The following is a 22,719-nucleotide window of genomic DNA, read 5'->3' as shown; positions in this document are numbered from 1 at the left end:
TGGTTTGGTGAGAATGTCTACACCCCAAGTGTGAACCGTGACATGCTCAGGGTGAAGGCCGGAAATTATCGGTGGCCATTGTTCCTTGGGGATAATTTTCCAGCCGGTCATCTCGCTAGGAGCCTGGGTCTTCATAAGGGACAGAGCCTCTGCCCGGACTGCTGCCAGTCGCTTTGGATCAGAGATGGGTCGGTTACAGCCATTCAGGATCGATACCGCCACCAGCATGGCGATCTTAGCCGACGCGCAACTACATCGTTTCATCGCGTCAACAGAGCACATCCATGCAATATCCGCAAATGAGCACCTCCCGACAGACTGCTTTCGTGGGCTGCTTTGCAGACAGCGAACAACCGTGAATGGTGAAGAGCGATCCGAGCGTTTTCACTTTGAGTTCTCCGAAACCCGGACATCGCGAAAACGGAATTTGAGCACCGCAAGGGCGGCTTCGTCGGATGTCTCCACCTCAAAAAACGAGCTATCAACCGCTCGTATGGTTAGCCATTCTTTGTACGGCTCGTCGGGCTGTGCGGCTACGAAGTCGCCCCAGATTACTTGCACCGTGTCATCCGCGATGGTGAGAAGTTCGTGGCCGGTCACCTGACCGGACACCTCCGCCAGCCCTTCAAGGCGCAATCCCCCCGCGCCTGTAGCTTTGAAAGGCTCATCATCAGACGTTGTGATAGTCCAGATTGCAACCAAGGACGCCGGAGCGAGGGCACGAAGTAAGTCACGCACGTCGAAAGCGAGAACACCCCGATCGTCCAAATCATGGATGGTCAATCTTCCCACGCCACTCTCCCAACTGCCTCCCGAGAAGCTGAACGAAAGGCAGCTTCCGGGCAAGTGACGCTGCCCGCTAAACGGCTGAAGTCTGGGCGCTTCGCGCCATTCGCCGTGACACGGCGCCCGGCGCCGGACGGCAAGGGATGGTGGAAGGCGGACACTCCGGGCCTCCCCGTCTCGTAGGCTACCAACACCCAACTGGGGCCACGCTCAAACCGTGCGGCCTCCTAATTAACCTGATATTGGATCCGGAAGAACAGTGGGTCAACGAGCCGGGTGTCGCGACAACAGTAGTCTCATGCCCGTCGGCGGTCACTACGACGACGGTGGGACGGTCGCCAAGATCGGTAGCATAGCTGCCGAAACGAAGCACTCTTCCCGTCTCTACAACCGACGGCCCCGATTGCCTGAAGGCCACCACGCCGACGAACAGAACCAAAAGGGCCCCGAGGATGAGAATTGCCCGCAATTCGCCTCGCCAGCGGAGCCAAAAATGTTCCATGGCGATAGCATATAGCCCGAGCGGTCGTCTGGAAATGGGCGGAACTGCCGCTGCGATCAGGGTGTAGACGTAAGTACCGCCTCGGCGGCAAGCCCCTCGATCAGGTCACGCATAGCAGGGCCAAATCGAGCCAGATCGCCGTAGGTTACGATGAAACGGATAGTGGCCTCCTTGCTCAGATCGCGCTCCTTGCCGTTCCAAATCTCGGTTGCCAAGCGCACGGTGGCTCTCACCATTCCGCGCGCGTCATGCGGCTCGAACCTTATCGCGACCACCTCCTGCGGCGGATTTGTCTCGTTTGCACCTAGGCCGCCTGAAATGGAGGGTGGCACCTCTTCAGGTAGCGGAAACGCGGACAGGCTCTCAGCAAACTTGCGGAGATCGTCTTTAGAAAACCATGCCGTACCAACGGCGGAAAAGCCTTCAGCAGATACCGAGGCGGTGAGCTCGCCGAGCCATTCATCGTCAGGTCTGAACCGTAGGCGAAGCACGTCCATTGGCCCTCATTATGCGGTCTTGCCGATGCAGGCTATGGGAGATCGAGTTTTGGACACGCAATGGCGTAGCTTGGGCTTCCCGCTGCTCCTGTTGGCGACTCCGTGGCCGTGCCGGCCGGCAAGGAATCGGTGGTTTGCTCTCGAGCAGCATTTGGCGCGATGATCGAAAGAAGCGGACCTTACTTCGCGTAAATCTGCATGAGGCAGTAACCCACACCACAGATGGTCCCGATCGCCCCTAAGAGGCGGACAACGCGCGCATTCCGTAGATGCGGATAGGACCGATAGGTGCGTTGTTCCTCAAAGAATCGGTCGTCACCGGCTGCCATACGCTCTTCTACACGGCTAACTTGACGATTCGGGAATAAGAGCATTGCAATGCAGGGAAGTGTCAGGATAACGCCATAGAGCAACTTGCCATCCCTTCGCATGCACCTAGCGGGGGGTATTTATGCGGAAGCGGGTTCGGCTGTCCACTGCCGTAATCGGGGCGCTTCCCGCCGTGCGGCGATGCCGTAGCCATCGCCGCACGGTAAGGCATGCATTACGGTGCCACTTTACCAAATAACCGATCTTTCGGCTTCGGCCCGCGCTTTTGCGGCGTCAGAATGCGACCGGTCTTCGCCTCCAGCACGGTTATCCACTCGACGGCACCGAGCGGACGACCCGAGGTTTCTGATCGCGGCAGAGCGCGCCAGGCCTCCGCATGGTCGCCCCGCGATCCGAGGAAGTCTGCGAAGTCGCCATAGCGCTCTAGGGCAGGCTCCACCCGAACGAGCGCGTCATCCTTGCCCGCAAGATGGGCCGCCACGCTCGACCAGCGCCAATCCTGCGCACGCTCGACGCGTTTCGCCCGTACCGGATTGAGCGACACATAGCGCATCGCATGCGCCAGATGCGCCTCGTCCATCATTACCGCGCCGAAGCGGCCTTGCCAGAGATCGCCGGTCCAGCGGTGGCGGGCGTTGATGAAGCCGGTATACGGTCGGCAAAGGTCCGGCGCAGCCCGCCGTCGTCGCTCGGCACGACAATGAGATGAACATGATTGGGCATCAGGCAGCACCAGATTTCCGTGGCGGCCTTGTCCGCCGCCTCCGCCAGCAGATCGCGGTACAGCGCATAGTCCGCTTCCTTGAAGAAGGTCTGCGAGCGCCGGTTGCCGCGTTGCGTCACATGATGGGGATAACCCGGCAGCACGAGGCGAGGGAGACGAGCCATTACCAGCGCTTGCCCCATTGAGGCATTTAGTAAACTGGCACCGTAATTCCCAGCTGGGCGATGGCCGACTAGGCCGCTGGACAAGTTTGGCGACCGACAGCCACGGCAGCCATTCGGGGATCTCCTGTAATCCGCCATTCGGGACACCGCTCTATTGCGGGCGTCAAATGTGCCTGTCATCAATTGGGCATGACGAATGCCGCAGACCGAGCCGAGCGTTTATACCTCAAGGCCATGCAAATTCGCGAGGAGCATAAGCCAGGACGTTGGGCGCCTATTTTGTGGCATCTGGCGATGCGGCGCCATACAGAAGCCATGATCGACCTTGCCTGCTGGTTCTGCGATACTGACAAATGGCCCGGAAGACTGGGGGCGCAGGCAGACAGCTTTTCGCCTGCAGGACTGTATTATCGAGCATTTTCACTTGGGAATGCTCGCGCCGCTCAACACCTTGCGATGCATTGTTTCAACAGCAGAGATATGCATGGGTACCGTCGCTGGCTCAGGTTGGGCGCTAAGCTGGGCGATGGTTATGCGGCCAATCAGGTTCGGCAATTTGAAACACGGCTCCCCCACAGTTTGGCCGGACGGCTTGGGCGACTTCGGCCATATCACAAGCGCGACGAAACCTACTGAAGCTGTCCGCTTCGCCTAACCTTCCGGCCCTTCAGCCGATTTTCTGAAGCAACCCGAAAGCGGAAGGTTGGTGAGACCGTATCTTGTCCAAGCTGCCCAGCTGCCAAAACTTACACTGGGTACCCACCCCGCTTGCTTCTGATTACAGCGCCGGTTTGCCATATACACTCATTGCCCCGAATTCGCGCATTTGCGGCCTTTCCGCTCTCAGCGTCGCCCGTTGGGCAAACAGATATCGGATTCAACGTTACGTATCCGGTTCCGCTTACGCTGAGCCCAAAGGAACAGAGCAACGAAGGGCATCACGAGGAATAGAAAACGAGAATATCCCGTTGCTATCAAACCGAGGATCGCCGCAACGGATAGCACCATAAGCGCTGTAAGATGCTCTGATCGCATCGACTTCTCCACTGCCATCCCAACTCAATCCTCCCATGGGGAGTTACCGTTCGATATTACTAAATCGATCATACTTCTGAATCATCTGGCATGATAGATGACGCACCAGATGTGGTTAGTAAACCGGAACCGCAGCATCGGGCCTCAGGAGTACAGCCCATCCTTCCGAGTTCCGCTCGGGAGGAGCAATAGCGAACGATGACAAAGCGAACGCCTCTATGATCGGCCGCGGATTTCCCCTCCACCGCGATACACGCGGTCCCCTCCCCATCTTCGATGGGGAGGATGAAGAAGGAACGCTTGCCATAGGCGCTTGGTCTGCCGCCGCATTGGAGCGATCGGCGAAGGCTCAGCTTCACAGCACCATTTCCGTTCCGGCGCGGGCCAGCGCGCGGCGCGCGATGCTTTCGGCGAATATCGGCGTTTCGCGGCGATTATGGTCGCTGCCGGCCGCCTGGCGTGCCGCGGCGGCGTCCGCAAAGGCGATGCCATGTTCGTCGAGGAACGCCATGAAGGCGTCGGTGGGGTGCGCGGTGACGCGATTGGTGTAGCGGGTGCGGCCGTCGCCGGCATCCTCGGCGATCAATTCCCACAGCACGTTGACCTGGGTGCGGCCATTGGCGGTGAACACGTCCGAGATCGAATTCATCCGCACATAATGCGGCGTCGCTTCCTCGGCGACATAGTGCTGGACGACAAGGCCCGTGCCGATCATCTCGACATTGATCGACATGCGCCGGCCATCGTCCGTGGTGGTGACGCCGGCCGCGATATGATCTGGCGCGCAGCAGCGCAGATATTCCGCCTCCGGCAGGGTGAACAGCCAGTCGGCGATATCGACCTGCGCGTAAGGCACCGCGATCTCATGCGTGTAGGCGGACTGGGAGAGGATCTGGTCGAGTATTTTCATCGTCTTGGTCCTTGAGCGTTGCGGGAGACGGGAGCGTCTCTGCGGTGGCCCGGAGATGCCTCGACAGGCGCGCGATGATAACGCACGCTGTTTTGCTAACGGCTTTGCGCATTTGGCAAAGATGGAGCGCGCATGAAGGATCCCCGCTTTGCCGAGCATCTCGCGGTGTTCGTCGATGTCGTGCGGCAGGGCAGTTTCTCGGGCGCGGGCAGACGCCGCGGGCAGACGCCGTCCGCGATCGTGCGGCAGATCGACGCGCTCGAGCATTCGCTGGGCGTGCCGTTGCTGATCCGATCGACGCGGGCGCTGACCATGACCGATGCTGGCGAGCGCCTGTTCGAGCGCGCCCAGCCATTGCTCGACCAGCTGACCGACACCCATGCCGAGATTGCGGCGTTCGACGGCGCCATCGCCGGCACCTTCCGCCTCGCCTGCTTCCCGACCTTCGGCAAACGCTATGTGATCCCCGCGATCGAACGGGTGATGGCCGAGCATCCGCGCCTGACGATCGAGCTGGACCTGACCGAGCGGCTGGCCGATCCGGTGCTCGAACGGCTGGACGCGGTGATCCGCATCGGCCGGCTTGCCGACAGCACGCTGATCGCATCGAAGCTGGCGGACCAGTGCCGGCTGCTCATCGCGAGCCCGCACTATCTCGCCCGATCCGGCCGCCCCGGCACGGCGGCGGAGCTTGCCGAGCATCGGCTGATCGACAAGCTGCACGGTGCCGACCTCTTGGGCTGGAGCGACGTCGGGCGAACGGCCGGCGGGGCGGCGGCGATCGGCCCGGCGGTGTTTCGGTGCGACGATTTCGAGGCGATGCGCCTTGCCGCGCGCGCCGGCATCGGGATCGCCTTTCTGCCAGACTGGGTGATAGGGACGGACGTGCAGGCTGGAGAGCTGATCCGGCTTCCGCTGGAGGATGAGCCATGGAATGCGGAGCCATCAGGCGTATGGCTGCTGCGCGCCCTCGCCCAGCCCTCGGCGCGGCTGCGGATCGTCAGCACCGCCCTGCGCGAGACGATCGGGACGCCGCCGGTCTGGACCTGTGGTTAGCGGGCACGCTTACGGCTGGCCGATGGCCGGAGCGGCGGATCGGCGATCAAGACGTAGGGGAGCGGGCGACATCGAAGCAGCTTTCGGTCAATCGACCGGCGTGAGATGCGGAGTTTGGCCGACTGACGCAGATGGCATCTACTAATCCCCGGTCCCGATTCTGCCGTTGAATGGAGGTCAAACTGCTTTATCCTTGCCCGGGGCACAGGGGACGGGGGCACGATGACGGCCGCATTGAAGCGCCAGGGTGACGAGGCGAGGCGTTCGGGCCAGGGAAGCCAGCGCCTTTCGGGCATCGATGCCGTCAGGGCGGCGATGGCGTTTCTCGTGATCGTCCTCCACGCCATTCAGTTCGGCGACGAGGATCGCCTCCATATGACGCTGCAGATATTTTCCTTGCCGCTCAGGGCAGCCGTCCCGTTCTTTTTCATAGCGAGCGGCTTCTTCATCAAGCAGCGCGATCGGCTGACGCCCGATATCGTCGTGCAGCCGATGATCCGGCTGCTGCCGATCTATGTCTTCTGGGTGGCGGTCTATTATGTCGCCGCGGCCCTGATCCCCGGCCATGCCAGCGCCTTTCATCTTCGCGACATAGTGATGGGGGGACCGGCATTTCACCTCTGGTTCCTGCCGGCGCTCGGCATATCGATGGTTCTGGTCGCCGTCGGGCTTCCCGTCGTAAGATGGCGAGTGACCGGAATCGTCTGCGCCCTGATCGCGGCGGTGGGCCTGGCGCGTGGCAGCTATCATGACGTGCTTCATCTGCACGGCAGCGCCTCGCGCGGCGGCATCATGGTCGCGCCGCTGTTCGTGTATCTCGGTGCGGCGATCCGCGCGCGATCGTTGACGTTGAGCTCGCTCGTCTCGCTCGGCGGTATCGCGGCGAGCCTCCTGGCGCTCTATTGCGAGGAAGTCTGGATCGGCGCGCAAACCCATGCCGATTTTTCGAGCCACGATTTTGCGCTGATGACCTATCCGCTGGGGATATTCTGCTTCTTCCTGGCGCTTTCGCTGCCGAATTCCGGCATCGTCGAGAAAATAGCCACGCTGGGGAAATATAGCCTCGGCGTCTATACCAGCCATTTGCTGTTCTTGTGGATCGCCTTCGCGATATCGGGCGCGATGGCTGTTTTCATACTTCCCAACTCGCTTGCGGCGTTTGCGGCGGGGCTGGCGATCAGCATCGTCCTGTCGCGATCGAAGATATTCCGGCGGGTGGTCAGCTGAGGGGGCCGCGAGCCGATCGGCTGTAGGATTTGCTGGGCCGGGATGACGAGGAGGCAGAGGCCGGCGGGACGTCATTCCGCGGCGCGGGGGAGGGGCTTCCGTGCACGGCAAACGGCGTTTTGGGCGTGAGCGGGGGCCCCTCCACCGCCTTCGACGGTCCCCCTCCCCCTTGCGGGGGAGGATGAAGGGGGCTCAGCCTGCGACCACCGGGTGGCGCAGCGTGCCGATGCCGGTCACCTCGGCGACGATGGTGTCGCCCGGCCACACCCATTCCTGCGGATCGCGGCCCGCGCCGACGCCGGCGGGGGTGCCGGTGGCGATGATGTCGCCCGGCTCCAGCGTGATGCCCTGGCTGATGTCCGAGATCAGATAATCGACCTTGAACAGCATGTAGCGGGTGTTGGACCGCTGCTTCTCGACGCCGTTGACGGTCAGCCACAGGTCCAGCGTCTGGGGATCGGGGATCTCGTCGGCGGTGACGATGCAGGGGCCCATCGGGCAATAGCTGTCCTGCCCCTTGGAATAGATCCACTGGCCGGCGCGGCGATTGTCGCGGGCGCTCATGTCGATCAGCACGGTGTAGCCGAAGACATAGTTCAGCGCGTCCTGCGTCATCACGCGGCGGGCGGTGCGGCCGATCACGGCGCCGAGCTCCACCTCCCAATCGAGCTGCTGGGTGATGGCGGCGTTGTGGACGACGGGATCGCCCGGGCCGATCACCGTGGTCGGCGGCTTGGAGAAGATCACCGGCTGTTTCGGAAGATCCTTGGAGGTATCGAGCGAGCGGGCGCTTTCCTCGACATGCTCGACATAGTTGAGGCCGATGCCGAAGATGTTCTTGCGCGGGCGCGGGATCGGGGCGAGCAGCGTGACATTGACCAGCGGCAGCGCGCCGCCGACCGGCCAGCGGCCGTTCGCTTCCTCCATCAGCGCCTTGAGCTCGGCGAGGGCGACCGGGCCGAGATCGATGAAATCGAGCATGCGCGAAGGCAGCGGCACGCCGGCGCGCGCGCCGAGCTTCGCGATGTCGACGACGAGATCGCCGGCGAGCACGCCGAGGCGCGCTTCCGCCTCGATCGAGGCGCGATAGGTGACGAGACGCATGGGGGTCCTTTCTCGGGATTGGGGGGATTCTTTCATCCTCCCCCAGAGGGGGAGGGGGACCGCGTGTAGCGCGGTGGAGGGGTTCCGCTCACTGCATACGAATCGTCCGTCGCCGGCGCGAGCCCCTCCACCATGCTGCGCATGGTCCCCCTCCCCGTTCCGGGGAGGATCGTGTTCATCTTCAATCCACTATCGGCTGGTGGCCGCCATTTTCGGCGAGGGCCTCGGCGCGGTAGAGGCCGAGGGCGCGCATGACGGGCAGGTCGTGGAAGGAGAAGAGGCAGGCATCCTCGCTCGCCGAGCCGTTGACATGCTCGTGCCACATCCAGGAGGGGACGACGAATATGTCGCGCTCCTTCCAGTCGAGCCGCTTGCCATTGACGATCGAATGGCCGCTGCCCTTGGCGCACTGATAGACGAAGCTGCCGACCTCGCGATGCGCCTTGGTGTGCTCGCCGGGGCGGAGGAGCTGCATCGAGGCGCCCATCGTCATCATCGGCGGGCCGCCGGTCAGCGGGTTCACATAATCCATGTGGATGCCGTCATAGGGCGAGCCGTCGGTGACGCGGGCATAGCGCTGGAGCGATTCGTAGGTCGGCTCCCACTCATATTTGAGGAGCGGCGAATAGCGCTTCGACCAGCTCTCGCCCGCTGGGCGCAGCGCGGGATTGCCCCATTTCATGGTGGAATCGTCGATCGGAAAGGAGATCGCCTGCTGCAGATCCGGATGGACCTCGTAGAAATTCGCCTCCAGCGCGTTCATCAGCGGGATGTCGAGCCCATCCTGCCAGAGGCAGACGGTGCCCTCCTCCGCCACGCCATGCTCGTGCCAGGTGCCGTTGGGGGTGAGCACGAAATCGTTGCGGCCGAGCGTCATCTTGTGCCCATCGACATTGGTGAAGGCGCCCGATCCCTCCATGATGAAGCGCAGCGCGGAGGCGGAATGGCGGTGGCTCGACGCGCATTCGCCCGGCCCCATCACCTGGATGCCGGAATAGAGCCAGCCGACCGCGGCGGTGACCGCCTCGCGCCCCGGATTGGCGAGATAGACGACGCGGCGGCCCGCCTGCTCCGGCGTCACCAGATCCAGCGAACGCAGGACGTGGGGCTTCAGCCGGTCATAATGCCAGACCACCGGCACCGAATCCGACGCGGGCTCCCACGGCTCGATCTTGTTCGCCACCGTCCACAGCGCGCCGGCATGCTGGCTTTCGAGATCCCGGTAATAGTCGCGCAATTCGGCGGTGTCGGCGACGTTCGCCCGGCCGGCCACCTCCTCGCGATATTGATCGTAGCTCTGGGTCGCCATCAGCCGCGTCCTTCCGCTCCAGTTGTTATAGGCTTAAAATATGTTGCGCCGCCCTGTCAATGCGGTGCACAAGGATAGGCGGGTGGCGCTCGTTTCTGGCCGGAGGTTGGCATGACTCAGTATAAGGCGGCGGTGATCCAGGCGGCGTCGGTGCCGTTCGATGCGATGGCCTCCGCTCAGAAGGCGGCAGCACTGGTGCGCGAGGCCGCGGCGGGCGGCGCGCTGCTGGCGGTGTTTCCCGAAGTGTTCCTGGGCGGCTATCCCAAGGGCGATTCGTTCGGCGCGCCCGTCGGCATGCGCAAGCCCGAGGGCCGCGACGCCTATCGCCGCTATCATGAGGGGGCAGTGGACCTCGCCGGGCCGGAGATCGCGCTGATCGCCGAGGCGGTGAAGGAGACCGGGCTGTTCGTCGTCATCGGCTGCCTGGAGCGGGACGGCGGCACGCTCTATTGCACCGCGCTGTTCCTCGACGGCGAGAAGGGCGTGATCGGCAAGCATCGCAAGCTGATGCCGACCGGGGCGGAGCGGCTGATCTGGGGTTTCGGCGACGGATCGACGATGCCGGTGTTCGAGACCTCGCTCGGCCGGATCGGAGCGGTGATCTGCTGGGAAAACTATATGCCGGCGCTGCGCCTCGCCATGTACGACAAGCGCATCTCCATCTATTGCGCGCCGACTGCGGACGATCGCGACACCTGGGCGCCCTCCATGCAGCATATCGCGCTGGAAGGGCGCTGCTACGTACTCTCCGCCTGCCAGCACATCACCCGCGGCGCCTTCCCGGCCGACTATGAATGCGCGCTGGGCGACGATCCGGAGACGGTGCTGATGCGCGGCGGCAGCGTGATCGTGAGCCCGCTCGGCGCGATCCTGGCCGGGCCGGACTTTTCGGGCGAGACCATCCTCTATGCCGATATCGACCTCGGCGAGGTGGTGCGCGGCAAATATGATTTCGACGTGGTCGGCCATTATGCGCGGCCGGACGTGTTCCGCCTGGTGGTGGACGAAGCCGCCAAGGCCCCCGTCGTCCGCCAGGGCTGAGCCGGCCCATGCAATTCGACATGCGGGCGCTGCCCAAGGCCAGCCGCTACAAGATCCTCGGCTCCTGCGTCACGCCGCGGCCGATCGCGTGGGTGACGTCGCTCTCGGCGGGCGGCGTGCCGAATGCGGCGCCCTACAGCTTCTTCAACGTGCTGGGAGACGCGCCGCCGACGATCGCGCTCGGCCTGCTCGCCCATGGCGAGGCGCGGATGAAGGACACGGCGAACAACATCCGCACGACGGGCGAGTTCGTCGTCAACCTGGTCGACGAGGCGCATGGCGAAGCGATGAACGTGACGTGCATGGACGCGCCGCCCGAAGTGGACGAGATCGCCTGCGCGCAGCTGGAGATCGCGCCGAGCGTCGTCGTCGCGCCGCCCCGCATCGCCACGGCGCCGGCGAGCTTCGAATGCCGCGTGCTGCATGCGATCGAGACCGGGCCCAACCAGGTCGCGGTGATCGCCGAGGTGCTCTACGCCCATGTCGCGGACGCGTTCATCCTGGATGCCGAGCGGCTCTACATCGATTCGCCCGCCATGCGCCTGCTCGCCCGCATGCACGGCGCCGGCTGGTACAGCCGGCAGACCGACCTCTTCCAGATGGAGCGGCCGAGCTGGGCGGCCTGGTCGGCGGCGCGGGGCGCGGGCTGAGCCAACGCCGTCCGCGTTGCGGCCAGCGCAACGATCCGGGCGCGGCGGCGTCCTTGATCGGGAGACGTGCTTCCCCGAGCATGGCGCGATCGGATCGAAGGGAAAAGACGATGAAGTGGATCGCGGCGGGACTCATGGCGCTGATGCTCGGCGGCGCGACGGCGGCGCAGGCGGAGGCGCAGGCCAAGACTTTCTCACAGGCGATCGAGGACGATGCGCTGACCCGCATGTTCCGCTGGTGGAACGCGGCGTTCAAGGATCCCAAGGGCTTCACGCCCGAGGCGTTCGGCCGCTATTTCACGGCAGACGCGGTGATGCGGATCAACGGCAGCGACCGCGCCAAGGGGCTGGAGGCGCTCGCCGCGCGTTTCCGCATGATTCAGAGCCGCGCCTCGGCCGTCGAGATCAAGCTGCCCTTCGTCGAGGCCTTCTCCTCGCCGGACGGCAGCAAGATCTTCACCTATCACCTGATCGACGCGGTCGATGGCGGCAAGCCGGGCCATGAGATGGTGATGGGCTATGCCGAGGTGAAGGACGGCAAGATCGCGCTGGTGAACTTCCTCAGCGTCGAAGGCGAACCCGGACCGTTCACGCGATAAGGGAGACCCGAGTGAAGCCCCTTGCCGCCGCCGCCCTGATCGCCATCGCCGCCGTCGCGCATGCCGGCCAACCTGCCGATCTCGACCGGGCGCCGCTGCCGCCGGAGCAGCCCTGGCATGGGGCGAGCGAAAAGCTGATCGCCAGGCCGGGCGATCCCTGGATCACGCCATCCGAGACAACCGGCCTGACCGCGACGCCGGGCTATGCCGAAACCCGCGCCTGGCTGGAGCGGCTGGCGGCCGCATCGCCGCTGATCCGGATCGAGACGTTCGGCCGCACCGCCCAGGGGCGCGACATGATCGTCGTCATCGCGAGCAAGGACGGCGCGAGGCTGGATCCCGCCAAGCCGGTGCTGCTCGTCCAGGCGGGCATCCACGCGGGCGAGATCGACGGCAAGGACGCCGGACTGATGCTGCTGCGCGACATCGCGCTGCGCGGCAAGGCGGGGCTGCTCGACAAGGTGAACTTCCTGTTCGTGCCGATCTTCAACATAGACGGCCACGAACGCACATCGCCCTACAACCGGCCGAACCAGCGCGGCCCGGTCTCGCAGGGTTGGCGCACCACCGGGCAGAACATCAACCTCAACCGCGACTATATGAAGGCCGACACGCCCGAGATGACGGCGATGCTCGGCCTCTTCAACCGCTACGATCCCGCGCTCTATATGGACCTGCACGTCTCGGACGGGCTCGATTTCCAATATGACATCACCTACGGCTATCAGGACACGCCCTATGCCCAGTCGCCGGCGTCGAGCCGCTGGCTGCAGGACGTCTATCGCGTCAAGGCCGACGCGGCGCTGACCGCGGCCGGCCACGTGCCCGGACCGCTCGTCCTCGCGGTGGACGACCGCAAGCCCAAGGACGGCCTCTACCTGCCGCGCTTTCCCGCCAATTTCTCGCACGGCTATGGCGACCTCAGGCACATGCCGTCGATCCTGGTCGAGGATCACGCGCTGAAGCCGTACCGCCGCCGCGTGCTCGGCGATTATGTGCTGCTCGAAGCCACGCTCAAAACGCTGGCCAGCGATGGCGCGACCCTCAGACAGGCGATCGCCGCCGATCGGGCACAGCACGGCCCGATGACGATCGCCTGGGCGCCGCGCAAGGATCCGGTCCGTACCGTTCGCTTCCTGCCCATGCAGAGCGAGACCTATCTCTCCCCGGCCTCGGGCGGCCAGGAGGTGCGCTGGCTGGGCAAGCCCGCGCCGGCAGCCGAGTATCCGCTGTTCGGATCGCAGCCGGCGGATAGCATCACCCTCCCCGCCGCCTACTGGATATCGGCCACCGACAGCGAGGTGATCGAGCGCCTGCGCCGGCACGGCATCCGCATGGAGCGGATCGACGCGCCGCGCACCGTGCATGTCGACATGATCCGCATCCGCGATCCCAAGCTCGCGGCGATGCCGCTGGAAGGCCGCGTGCCTGTCACCGTCGGCGGCTTCGCGCATGAAGCGCGTGACGAAATCTTTCCGGCCGGATCGGTGCGCGTGCCGACCGACCAGCCGCTCGGCCGCCTCGCCGCCGAACTGCTCGAGCCGGAGGCGGAGGATTCGCTGTTCGCCTGGGGCTTCTTCCCCGCAATGCTGCAGCGGACGGAATATATCGAAGGCTATGTCATCGCGCCGATGGGCGAGGCGATGCTCGCCCGATCACCCGCGCTGAAAGCCGAGTTCGAAGCGAAACTGAAGGCCGATCCCGCCTTCGCCGCCAGCCCGGACGAGCGGCTGACCTGGCTCTATTCCCACACGCGCTATTATGACGGCCGCTACCTGCTCTATCCGGTGGGGCGGGAGATGGCGGCGCGCTGAGGCTGCAGGCTTCCCTTGGGGGAGCCTTTGGATTCGGTCGAAGGCTCGCGCCCTGTCTCTCTCCGTCATGCTGAACTCGTTTCAGCATGACGAAAAGGGAAAGCGCCGCATCGACTAGGTGGGAGTGGCGGAGCTTTTCTAGGAAAGGGAGCTGATGCCAAGTTGCGTCGATCATGCCCTATTCTCCCGTTCGTGCTGAGCTTGTCGAAGCACTCCCTTCTTCTTCAAGATTTTGAACGGAAAGAAAGAAGGAAGGGAAAGGGCTTCGACAAGCTCAGCCCAAGCGGAGTCACGATCAATACAGCTTGGTATTACCCCTCCTCCGCCTCGAACAGCGCCTTGAGCGCGGGCTGGCTGACCTTCATCGAGGGGGTGCGCGGCAGCTCGTCGACGCGCTTCAGCCGCACCGGCACCTGATAAGGCATCAGCCTTTCCTTGAGCCAGGCGCGCAGCGTCTCCTCGTCCGGCGCGGCGATGCCGCTGCGCGCGATCCAGGCGGCGACCGGCACCTGCCCCAGCCGCCGGTCGGCAAGCCCGGTCACTGCCGCCTCGCGCACCGCCGGATGCGTCTGGATCGCCTTCACCACATCGTCCGGCAGCACCTTGAAGCCGCCGCGCACGATCGCGCCGTCGTGCCGGCCGCGGATCCACAGGAAATCGTCGGCGTCGATCGTCGCGAGATCGGTGGTGCGCACCCAATCCCGGCCATTGCCGATATTGGGCGCGCGCAGCTCCAGCAGCCCCTCGGCGCCGCGTTCCAGCACCGCGCCGCTCTCCGGATCGAGCACCCGCGCCTCGGCGCCCTTGTTGAGCCGGCCGACCGAGCCCCGCTTCTCGCGCCAATGCGCCTTGAAATCCTCGAGCGTCCAGCCCGCGACGCCGCCGGCAAATTCGGTCGCGCCGTAATTTTGCAGCACGGGAATGCCGTAGCGCTCGTAAAAGGCGTCGGCGAGGTCGGGATCCAGCGGCGCCGTCCCGGTGCGATAGGCGACCAGGCTGGAGAAATCCTCCTTGGGAATGTCCGCGTCGAGCAACATGCGCAGCGCCGAGGGCGGCGCGCCCGCCACCTTGGGGCGATGGCGCACCACCGCGTCGCGGAATCCCTCTACCGTGAACTTCTCGATCAGGCAGACCTTCCGTCCGGCGAGCAGATTGTTCATCACGCCCGTGATGCCGGCGATATGGGCGAGCGGCGCGGTGACGATCTGCACGCCCGAGCGCAGCTTCGGCACGGCATCGGCGTCGCGTCCCTTCTCATAGGAGGCCGCGCCGGCCAGCGCCTTCTCCAGATTGCGCAGCGGCAGCGGGATGCGCTTCGGCTTGCCGGTGGTGCCGCTGGACAGCATCTCGATCGCGACGCCGGGCGCCTGCACCCTCGTCCATAACGCCGGGTCCGCGGCGGCAAGCAGATGGTTCGCGCCATCTTCAACGGCGATCACGGCGGCCCCGATGCGCCCGGCGGCCTCGCGCAGCCCCGGCCGATCCCAATCCTTCGCGGTGCCGACCAATATCGGCACGGCAGCATCCTCAATGTCTTCGGTCAGCTTCACGTCCGGCGATACCGCGTTGAGGCTGGCGAGGCAGCGCGCCGATGTGAAGATGGCGAGCAGCACGGGCAGCAGATCGATATGATTGCGCAGCAGCACGCCCACGCGCGCGCCTTCGCCTATTCCGGCCGCGTCCAGCGCCGCGCGGATCGCGGCCGCCCGCCCGGCTAGCTCGCCCCAATGCGTCCAGCGCCGGTCGAACTCCACCGCCGGCGCGGCGGGATCGATCGCCAGCACGGCCGCGATACTGCGCGCAAGATCCATGGCCATCCTCTTCCCAGATAGAGATATCTCAATACGCGCGCGCTATTTCTCCGCAAGAGGGGCGTGCGCTCCCCCGATCAATTGTTCCGCTTCGCACAGCGCGGCTTTCGATCCGGCCGTCGGGATAGGCGCGGCGCGCATCGTGCTGATGGTCATTTCGGGCTTTGACCACATAAATCGTATTTTGAAAGCCAATATACTACGAATCGAATTGACGGACCTTTCGGCCGGGATCATGATGCGAACAGGATTGAGGAGTTTTGAAATGGCAACAGCCCAGATCAGCCCGATCGCCGAATCCGCCACCCCTAGCCCGGACGAGATTCGCGAGCGCGCACGTGCCATGCTGCCGGACATTCTCGCGCGCGCCGCGCGGTGCGAGGCCGAGCATAAGGTGCCGGACGAGACCATCGCCGAGCTCAAGGCCGCCGGCATGTTCAAGATCACGCAGCCCAAGCGCTACGGCGGCTACGAGATGAACCCGAACGTGCTGTTCGACGTGCAGATGACGCTCGCCGAAGCCTGCATGTCGACGGCCTGGGTCTATGGCCTGCTCGCCGTCCACCAGTTTCAGCTCGGCCTGTTCGACGACCGTTGCCAGCAGGAAGCGTGGAGCGAGGATCCGGATACGCTGATCGCCTCCACCTATCAGCCGGTCGGCAAGGTGACGCGCGTCGAGGGCGGCTTCCGCCTTTCCGGCCATTGGGGCTTTTCCAGCGGCGTGCAGCATGCCGGCTGGATCTTCCTCGGCTCCGCGGCGCCGCCGCTGGTGGAGGGCGGCCCGCCGGTGATGACCACCTTCCTGCTGCCCAAGGGCGATTATCGCTATGTCGAGGGCACGTGGGACACGTTCGGCCTGCAGGGCACGGGCAGCCTGGACGTGATCGTCGAGGATGCGTTCATCCCCGCCTATCGCACCCACACGCTGCAGGAGGGCTTCGAGGTCGTCCACCAGCCGGGCCTCAAGGTGAACACCGGCCCGCTGTTCCGCATGCCCTGGGGCCAGCAATTCTCCCGCTCGGTCTCGACCGCGGCGATCGGTGCGCTGCAGGGCGCGCTGGATACATTCCTGCAGATTGCCGGCAATCGCGTGTCGACCAACACCGGCAAGGCGACCAAGAACGATCCGCAGGCGCAGGCCTATGCCGCCATGGTCCAGTCCGAGATCCTCGCGATGAAGACGACACTGCATCGCAATTTCGACGAGATGATGGCGTGGCTGGAGGCGGGGCAGGACATCCCGCTCACCGATCGCGTGCGCTATCGCTACGAGGCGGCGCAGGTGGCGCGCAAATGCTCGGCGCTGGTCGACGGCTTCCTGCCGCTGCTGGGCGGGCGGGCGATCTACAATTCGTCGCCGATCCTGCGCTACTGGCGCGACATATTGGCCAGCCGTGCCCATGTGGCGAACAATCCCGATCCGCTCGGGGCCTCGCTCGGCGCGGTCTATATGGGCCAGCCCAATGTCGAGCTGTTCGTCTGAACCCCTTCGATAGCCCTTTTCCGTCATCCTGACGAAAGTCAGGATCCATTGGCGCTCCGCTTGAATGGGCATCGTGTCGCGAATGGATGCTGGCTTTCGTCAGCATGACGGCTGTTCTGAAAGTTGGATAGGATGCCCATAACGGAGAGCATCGGTTTCGCGCGCGATTTCACGCGGGTCGAGGACGCACGGGTGGTCGACAGCGAAAGCGATGTCGCGTGGGACGCGGCCGGCGATTTCGTGGTGATCGGCTATGGCGGCGCGGGCGTCGCGGCCGCGTTGCAGGCACGCGAGAACGGGCTGGACGTGATCGCGATCGACCGGTTCGAAGGCGGCGGATCGACCGCGATGAACGGCGGCATCTATTATGCCGGCGGCGGCACCGCGATCCAGAAAGCGGCGGGGGTCGAGGACAGCCCCGAGGCGATGTTCGAATATCTCGAGCGCGAGGTGCAGGGCGTCGTTTCCGACGAGACGCTGCACCGCTTCTGCGACACCAGCGTCGCGACGATGGACTGGCTGATGAGCAAGGGGGTCGAGTTCGACCCGACCTATTATCCCAAGAAGACCAGCTACCCGGCGCGGGGCATCTATCTCTATCATCCGGACAATTCGCTGCTGCCGGCCTATCGCGGCACGCATCCGCCCGCCGCGCGCGGCCACAAGAGCTATCTCGATCTCGGCAATGCCGCGCAGGGCTTCGGCCGGGCGCTGTTCGAGCCGCTGCGCGACGCGGCGGCGAAGGAAGGCGTGCGGGTGATGCGCTTCACCGAGGCGCGGCAGCTGATACTCGACACGGCCGGGCGGGTGCTCGGGCTCAAGGCGCGGCACGTTTCGCCCGATCATCCCAGCTACCAGGCGCTGGTGAACGCACAGCGCGCCGCCGCCAAATGGCTGCTGATGCTGCCGACGGCGATGCCGGGCGCGCAGGTGACGCTGGCGATCGGCAAGCGCTTCGCGCGCAAGGCGGCGGCGATCGAGGCCAAGGCGGCGAAGGAGGTCTTCATCCGCGCGCGGCAGGGCGTGTGCCTTGCGTCCGGCGGGTTCATCCAGAATCAGAAGATGCTGAAACATTATGCGCCGCGCTTCGAGAAGGTGATGCCGGTGGGATCGCTGGGCGACGACGGCAGCGGCATATTGCTCGGCCGCAGCGCCGGCGGCGCGCTGGACAGGATGGGCACCATCTCCGCCTGGCGCTTCCTCAACCCTCCGTCCGCCTGGGCGGAGGGGATGCTGGTGAACGCCAGGGGCGCGCGCTACGTCAATGAATCGAGCTACGGGGCGACGGTCGGCGAGGCGATGATGAAGCCGGAGAATGACGGCGTCGCCTGGCTGATCATGGACGAGGCGCTGTGGCAGAAGGCCAGGCATCAGCTCAAGCATGACAAGATGCTGCCTTTCCAGCGCGATCCGGCCAAGCTGACCATGATGATCCGATCTAAGAAGGCGCCGACGATCGCGGCGCTGGGCGCCAAGCTCGGCTTCGATCCCGCCACCTTCGCGGCCACCGCCGCCGCCTATGCCAATGCCGCCGCCGAGCGGGCGCCCGACGCCTTCCACAAGGCGCCGGCCGACATGGGCAAGTTCACCAGCGGCCCCTTCCACGCGATCGATCTCGGGCTGGAGAGTCCCTTCTTCCCCTGCCCCTCGATCACCGTCGGCGGGCTCAAGGTGGAGGAGTCGTCCGGGCTGGTGCTGCGCGAGGACGGATCGCCGGTTCCCGGCCTCTATGCGGCGGGGCGCACAGCGATCGGCATCTGCTCCAACCTCTATATGAGCGGGCTTTCGGCGGCGGATTGCATCTTTGCCGGGCGGCGCGCCGGCAATCATGTCGCCGGGCGGGACCGGGAGCGGCAGGCGGCTTGAGGTTGGAGCAAGACCTCCGACCACGCCGCCTCCACCGTCATGCTGACGAAAAGAGGTGCTATCCCCCACCCACCCCCAGCTGACCGCTTATCTCAGCCGCCGCGGCGAACAGCCGTGGCAGCTGATCCTCCAGCGCCTCGATCGAGGTCTTCGCTGCCGAGAAGCTGAGCGACAGGGCGAAGAGCGGCTGCTGCGCATTGCCGTGATGCACCGGGACGGCGATGCAGCGCAGGCCGGGGATCAGTTCCTCGTCGTCGATCGCCCAGCCGCGCTCGCGGATGAGGGCGAGCTCCGCCGCCAGCGCGGCTTCGGTGGTGATGGTGTTCGGGGTCAGCGCCACGAAGGGCCCGCGCAGCGCGCTTTCCGCCGAGCCATCGGCATCATGGGCGAGCAGCACCTTGCCGATCCCCGTGCAATAGGCCTCGAGCTGGGTGCCCTCCACCGACGGGATGGCGCCGCGGCCATAGGGCTGCTTGACGATATAGGTCACCATGCCCTGCTCCAGCAGGCCCATATGGGCGTGGGCGCGGGCGGAACGCGCGAGGCGCGCGACGGCCGGCCGGCCGATGTCGATCAGCATGTCCCGCCAGGACACGCTCCCGGCGATGCGGAGCGCCGCGGGGCCGAAATGATAATGGCCCCGCGCCGGCGCCACGAGATAGCCACGGCCGACCAGCGAGAGCAGGATGCGGTGCACAGTGGAAGTGGGCAGGCCGGTCTCGGCGGCGATCGCAGGGAGCGAGTGCCGTCCGGCCGCCACCGCTTCCAGGATGGACAGCGCCCGAAGCGCGAGCAGGGAATCGGCAGCCATGTCCAATTCTCATCTGATGGGAATTCATCCGCAATCGCATTTTGCATGTCGGCAGGCCGGGGCCTAATTCAAGGGCCTCAACCCGACTCCGGCGCTGGACCCGTGCCGCCGATCGGGACGGGCAAGATCGGCTGTCGGGCGACAGCCTGGCGGAGGATATGAACGGCAGATGACTTCCGACACCACCACATCATCGCGAACCGACGGCTATGCCACCGAGCTGTACGAGGCGTTGCGCGACGGGCGGACCGTGACGCCGCTGATGGGACGTGATGCGACGCTCACCATCAACGACGCCTATGCGATCTCGCTCGGCATATTGGAACGGCGCAAGGCGGACGGCGAGCGCGTCGTCGGCAAGAAGATCGGCGTCACCTCCAAGGCGGTGCAGGACATGCTGGGCGTACACCAGCCCGACTTCGGCTTCCTGACCGACCGGATGTGGATCCAGAACGAGACGATCGACATCGCCGAGACCGGGCTGATCCAGCCGCGCGCCGAGGCCGAGATCGCCTTCATCCTGCGCGACGGGCTGAAGGGACCGGGCGTCACCGCCGAACAGGTGATCGCCGCGACCGAGAGCATCGCGCCCTGCTTCGAAATCGTCGATTCGCGCATCGCGGACTGGAAGATCGGCATCGTCGACACCGTCGCCGACAACGCCTCCTGCGGCGTGTTCGTGATCGGCGAGGCGCGGGCCGATCCGCGCGCGCACGACCTGCCGGCGCTCCACGTCACCGTCACCAAGAACGGCCAGCCGCTGTCCGAAGGCTATGGCTCGGCAGTGCAGGGCTCGCCGGCCGAGGCGGTGGCGTGGCTCGCCAACACGCTGGGCGCCTATGGCGTCACGCTGGATGCGGGCGACGTGATCCTGTCGGGCTCGCTGGTGCCGCTGGCGCCGGCCGTCGCGGGCGACGTTTTCGAGATGGAACTCCATGGCATCGGGCGCTGCGCCGCCCGCTTCGTTTGAAGGATACAGCATGGCTAAAGTGAAGGCAGCGATCATCGGTTCGGGCAACATCGGCACCGACCTGATGATCAAGATGGTGAAATATCCGCAGAATATGGAGCTGGTGGCGGTCGTCGGCATCGATCCGGCGTCCGAGGGCCTGGCGATGGCGCGCGAGCGCGGCATCGAGACGACGCATGAGGGGATAGAGGGGCTGAAGAAGCTCGCTTCCTACCCAGAGATCGGCATCGTGTTCGACGCGACCTCGGCCTATGCGCACAAGGTGCATGACGAGGCGCTGCGCGCCGACGGCAAGCAGGTGGTGGACCTGACCCCCGCCGCGATCGGCCCCTTCACCATCCCGCCGGTGAACATGGAGGATCATCTCGACCAGCCCAACGTCAACATGGTGACGTGCGGCGGCCAGGCGACGATCCCGATGGTCGCCGCGGTCAGCCAGGTGGCGAAGGTCCATTATGCCGAGATCGTCGCGTCGGTCTCGTCGCGCTCCGCCGGCCCCGGCACGCGCGCCAATATCGACGAGTTCACCCGCACGACCGCGAACGCGATCGAGAAGGTAGGCGGCGCCGAGAAGGGCAAGGCGATCATCATCCTGAACCCGGCCGAGCCGCCGATGATCATGCGCGACACCGTCTTCACCCTCTCCGAGGGCGCGGACGAAGAAGCGATCCGCGCCTCGGTGAAGGCGATGGTCGCCAAGGTGCAGGAATATGTGCCCGGCTACCGCCTCAAGCAGGAAGTGCAGTTCGAGCGCTATGGCGACAACAACCGGCTGAAGATCCCCGGCCGCGGCGAATTCACCGGCATCAAGACCTCGATCTTCCTCGAGGTGGAAGGCGCCGGCGACTATCTCCCCAGCTATTCGGGCAATCTCGACATCATGACCGCCGCCGCCAAGGCGACGGGCGAGCTGCTCGCCAAGAAGATCCTCGAAAAGCAGAAGGTGGCCGCATGAGCTTCGACGTCAACACCCAGAAGCTGTACATCCAGGACGTGACCCTGCGCGATGGCATGCATGCCATCCGCCACATGTACGGCACCGATCATGTCGCCGCGATCGCCAAGGCGCTCGACGAGGCCGGCGTGGATGCGATCGAGGTCGCGCATGGCGACGGCCTTTCGGGCGCGAGCTTCAACTACGGTTTCGGCGCGCATACCGACTGGGAGTGGCTGGAGGCGGTCGCCTCGGTGCTCAAGAAGTCGGTGCTGACCACCCTCATCCTGCCGGGCGTCGGCACGGTCGAGGAGCTGAAGCGCGCCTATGACCTCGGCGTGCGCTCGGTGCGCGTCGCGACCCACTGCACCGAGGCCGACGTCTCGAAGCAGCATATCGGCATCGCCCGCGATCTCGGCATGGACGTGTCGGGCTTCCTGATGATGAGCCACATGATCGAGCCCGAGGCGCTGGCCCAGCAGGCCGTGCTGATGGAAAGCTATGGCGCGCAGTGCGTCTATGTGACCGATAGCGGCGGCGCGCTGGACATGGACGGGGTGCGCGATCGGCTGCGCGCCTATGACAAGGTGCTGAAGCCCGAGACGCAGCGCGGCATCCACGCCCACCACAATCTCTCGCTCGGCGTCGCCAACTCGATCGTCGCCGCGCAGGAAGGCGCGGTGCGCATCGACGCCAGCCTCGCCGGCATGGGCGCGGGCGCGGGCAATGCGCCGCTGGAGGTGTTCATCGCCGCCGCGGACCGCAAGGGCTGGAACCATGGCTGCGACGTCATGGCGCTGATGGACGCGGCCGAGGATCTCGTCCGCCCGCTGCAGGACCGCCCGGTCCGCGTCGACCGCGAGACGCTCGCGCTCGGCTATGCCGGCGTCTACTCCTCCTTCCTGCGCCATGCCGAGAAGGCGGCGGCCGATTACGGCCTCGACACCCGCACCATCCTGGTCGAGCTCGGCCGGCGCAAGATGGTCGGCGGACAGGAGGACATGATCGTCGACGTCGCCCTCGACATGATCAAGGAACAAGAAAAAGCCGCGTGACAAAGCCTGGTACGGGGCTTTCCACCGCCTCGTGCCGCTAA

Annotated in this window: 21 protein-coding genes; 12 read left to right on the top strand and 9 right to left on the bottom strand. The window is 65.1% G+C overall.

From position 1 onward, the window contains the following. Positions 1-384: 384 nt before the first annotated feature. From GQY20_RS25275 to GQY20_RS32285, 4 genes are all read right to left on the bottom strand, one after another. Entirely contained in the window at positions 385-792 is a 408-nt protein-coding gene (locus tag GQY20_RS25275) for a hypothetical protein (RefSeq protein WP_157219943.1), read from the bottom strand. A gap of 552 nt (positions 793-1,344) precedes the next feature. Continuing rightward, a complete protein-coding gene (locus GQY20_RS25270; RefSeq protein ID WP_157219942.1) occupies positions 1,345-1,785 on the bottom strand; it encodes a hypothetical protein in 441 nt (146 codons plus the stop codon). Positions 1,786-2,329: 544 nt separating this feature from the next. Next, positions 2,330-2,695 carry a hypothetical protein gene (locus tag GQY20_RS32290; protein WP_198351198.1) on the bottom strand — a complete coding sequence of 122 codons (366 nt, stop codon included), beginning with the start codon at positions 2,693-2,695 and terminating at the stop codon, positions 2,330-2,332. Between the two features lie 2 nt (positions 2,696-2,697). Beyond that, complete coding sequence (locus GQY20_RS32285; RefSeq protein WP_198351197.1) at positions 2,698-3,003, bottom strand: transposase; 306 nt, start codon at positions 3,001-3,003, stop codon at positions 2,698-2,700. A gap of 189 nt (positions 3,004-3,192) precedes the next feature. On the opposite strand from GQY20_RS32285, the gene GQY20_RS25260 reads away from it, so the two are divergent. Then, positions 3,193-3,639: a hypothetical protein gene (locus GQY20_RS25260; RefSeq protein ID WP_157219941.1), complete on the top strand. Its 447-nt coding sequence runs from the start codon at positions 3,193-3,195 to the stop codon at positions 3,637-3,639. 754 nt (positions 3,640-4,393) lie between these two features. On the opposite strand, the gene GQY20_RS25255 is transcribed toward GQY20_RS25260, so the two are convergent. Then, positions 4,394-4,948, bottom strand: coding sequence for a hypothetical protein (locus tag GQY20_RS25255; protein WP_157219940.1), 555 nt, complete (start codon positions 4,946-4,948; stop codon positions 4,394-4,396). Between the two features lie 132 nt (positions 4,949-5,080). Between GQY20_RS25255 and GQY20_RS25250 the strand changes: the two genes are divergently transcribed. Beyond that, positions 5,081-6,004 (top strand): LysR family transcriptional regulator, encoded by a 924-nt coding sequence (locus GQY20_RS25250; protein WP_157219939.1) that lies wholly within the window; start codon positions 5,081-5,083, stop codon positions 6,002-6,004. A gap of 222 nt (positions 6,005-6,226) precedes the next feature. Further along, the gene (locus tag GQY20_RS25245) at positions 6,227-7,231 is read left to right on the top strand and encodes an acyltransferase (protein WP_157219938.1); all 1,005 of its coding nucleotides are present in this window, start codon (positions 6,227-6,229) and stop codon (positions 7,229-7,231) included. 192 nt (positions 7,232-7,423) lie between these two features. Here GQY20_RS25245 and GQY20_RS25240 read toward each other — a convergent pair whose 3' ends face one another. Both GQY20_RS25240 and GQY20_RS25235 read right to left on the bottom strand, forming a co-directional pair. After that, positions 7,424-8,335, bottom strand: a complete 912-nt coding sequence (locus GQY20_RS25240; RefSeq protein ID WP_157219937.1) for a fumarylacetoacetate hydrolase family protein — start codon at positions 8,333-8,335, stop codon at positions 7,424-7,426. A gap of 181 nt (positions 8,336-8,516) precedes the next feature. Continuing rightward, a complete protein-coding gene (locus GQY20_RS25235; RefSeq protein ID WP_157219936.1) occupies positions 8,517-9,644 on the bottom strand; it encodes a cupin domain-containing protein in 1,128 nt (375 codons plus the stop codon). Between the two features lie 111 nt (positions 9,645-9,755). Here GQY20_RS25235 and GQY20_RS25230 point away from each other — a divergent pair, with 111 nt between their 5' ends. From GQY20_RS25230 to GQY20_RS25215, 4 genes are all read left to right on the top strand, one after another. Then, complete coding sequence (locus GQY20_RS25230; protein WP_157219935.1) at positions 9,756-10,685, top strand: carbon-nitrogen hydrolase family protein; 930 nt, start codon at positions 9,756-9,758, stop codon at positions 10,683-10,685. An 8-nt stretch (positions 10,686-10,693) separates the two neighbouring features. Then, the gene (locus GQY20_RS25225; protein WP_157219934.1) at positions 10,694-11,335 is read left to right on the top strand and encodes a flavin reductase family protein; all 642 of its coding nucleotides are present in this window, start codon (positions 10,694-10,696) and stop codon (positions 11,333-11,335) included. Positions 11,336-11,445: 110 nt separating this feature from the next. Next, entirely contained in the window at positions 11,446-11,934 is a 489-nt protein-coding gene (locus tag GQY20_RS25220) for a hypothetical protein (RefSeq protein WP_157219933.1), read from the top strand. A gap of 11 nt (positions 11,935-11,945) precedes the next feature. Continuing rightward, the gene (locus tag GQY20_RS25215; RefSeq protein ID WP_157219932.1) at positions 11,946-13,748 is read left to right on the top strand and encodes a M14 family metallopeptidase; all 1,803 of its coding nucleotides are present in this window, start codon (positions 11,946-11,948) and stop codon (positions 13,746-13,748) included. Positions 13,749-14,059: 311 nt separating this feature from the next. Here GQY20_RS25215 and GQY20_RS25210 read toward each other — a convergent pair whose 3' ends face one another. Then, positions 14,060-15,559, bottom strand: a complete 1,500-nt coding sequence (locus GQY20_RS25210; RefSeq protein WP_157219931.1) for a class I adenylate-forming enzyme family protein — start codon at positions 15,557-15,559, stop codon at positions 14,060-14,062. Positions 15,560-15,824: 265 nt separating this feature from the next. Between GQY20_RS25210 and GQY20_RS25205 the strand changes: the two genes are divergently transcribed. After that, positions 15,825-17,042, top strand: a complete 1,218-nt coding sequence (locus GQY20_RS25205; RefSeq protein ID WP_157219930.1) for an acyl-CoA dehydrogenase family protein — start codon at positions 15,825-15,827, stop codon at positions 17,040-17,042. Between the two features lie 132 nt (positions 17,043-17,174). Continuing rightward, complete coding sequence (locus GQY20_RS25200) at positions 17,175-18,908, top strand: FAD-binding protein (RefSeq protein WP_157219929.1); 1,734 nt, start codon at positions 17,175-17,177, stop codon at positions 18,906-18,908. 58 nt (positions 18,909-18,966) lie between these two features. Here GQY20_RS25200 and GQY20_RS25195 read toward each other — a convergent pair whose 3' ends face one another. Continuing rightward, complete coding sequence (locus tag GQY20_RS25195) at positions 18,967-19,719, bottom strand: IclR family transcriptional regulator (RefSeq protein WP_157219928.1); 753 nt, start codon at positions 19,717-19,719, stop codon at positions 18,967-18,969. Between the two features lie 169 nt (positions 19,720-19,888). Between GQY20_RS25195 and GQY20_RS25190 the strand changes: the two genes are divergently transcribed. From GQY20_RS25190 to dmpG, 3 genes are read left to right on the top strand one after another with little or no spacing between them, the layout of a single operon-like run. Then, positions 19,889-20,689, top strand: a complete 801-nt coding sequence (locus GQY20_RS25190; protein ID WP_157219927.1) for a fumarylacetoacetate hydrolase family protein — start codon at positions 19,889-19,891, stop codon at positions 20,687-20,689. A 10-nt stretch (positions 20,690-20,699) separates the two neighbouring features. Beyond that, positions 20,700-21,644 carry an acetaldehyde dehydrogenase (acetylating) gene (locus tag GQY20_RS25185; RefSeq protein ID WP_157219926.1) on the top strand — a complete coding sequence of 315 codons (945 nt, stop codon included), beginning with the start codon at positions 20,700-20,702 and terminating at the stop codon, positions 21,642-21,644. Beyond that, positions 21,641-22,678, top strand: coding sequence for a 4-hydroxy-2-oxovalerate aldolase (gene dmpG, locus GQY20_RS25180; RefSeq protein ID WP_157219925.1), 1,038 nt, complete (start codon positions 21,641-21,643; stop codon positions 22,676-22,678). The genes GQY20_RS25185 and dmpG overlap by 4 nt, the downstream gene beginning before the upstream one ends. The last annotated feature ends 41 nt before the right edge of the window (positions 22,679-22,719 follow it).

This window comes from Flavisphingomonas formosensis (assembly GCF_009755815.1).
Taxonomy (GTDB): Bacteria; Pseudomonadota; Alphaproteobacteria; order Sphingomonadales; family Sphingomonadaceae; genus Flavisphingomonas; species Flavisphingomonas formosensis.
The sequence above is the reverse complement of the archived record's forward strand: the minus strand, read 5'-3'. Positions and strand labels throughout refer to the sequence as shown.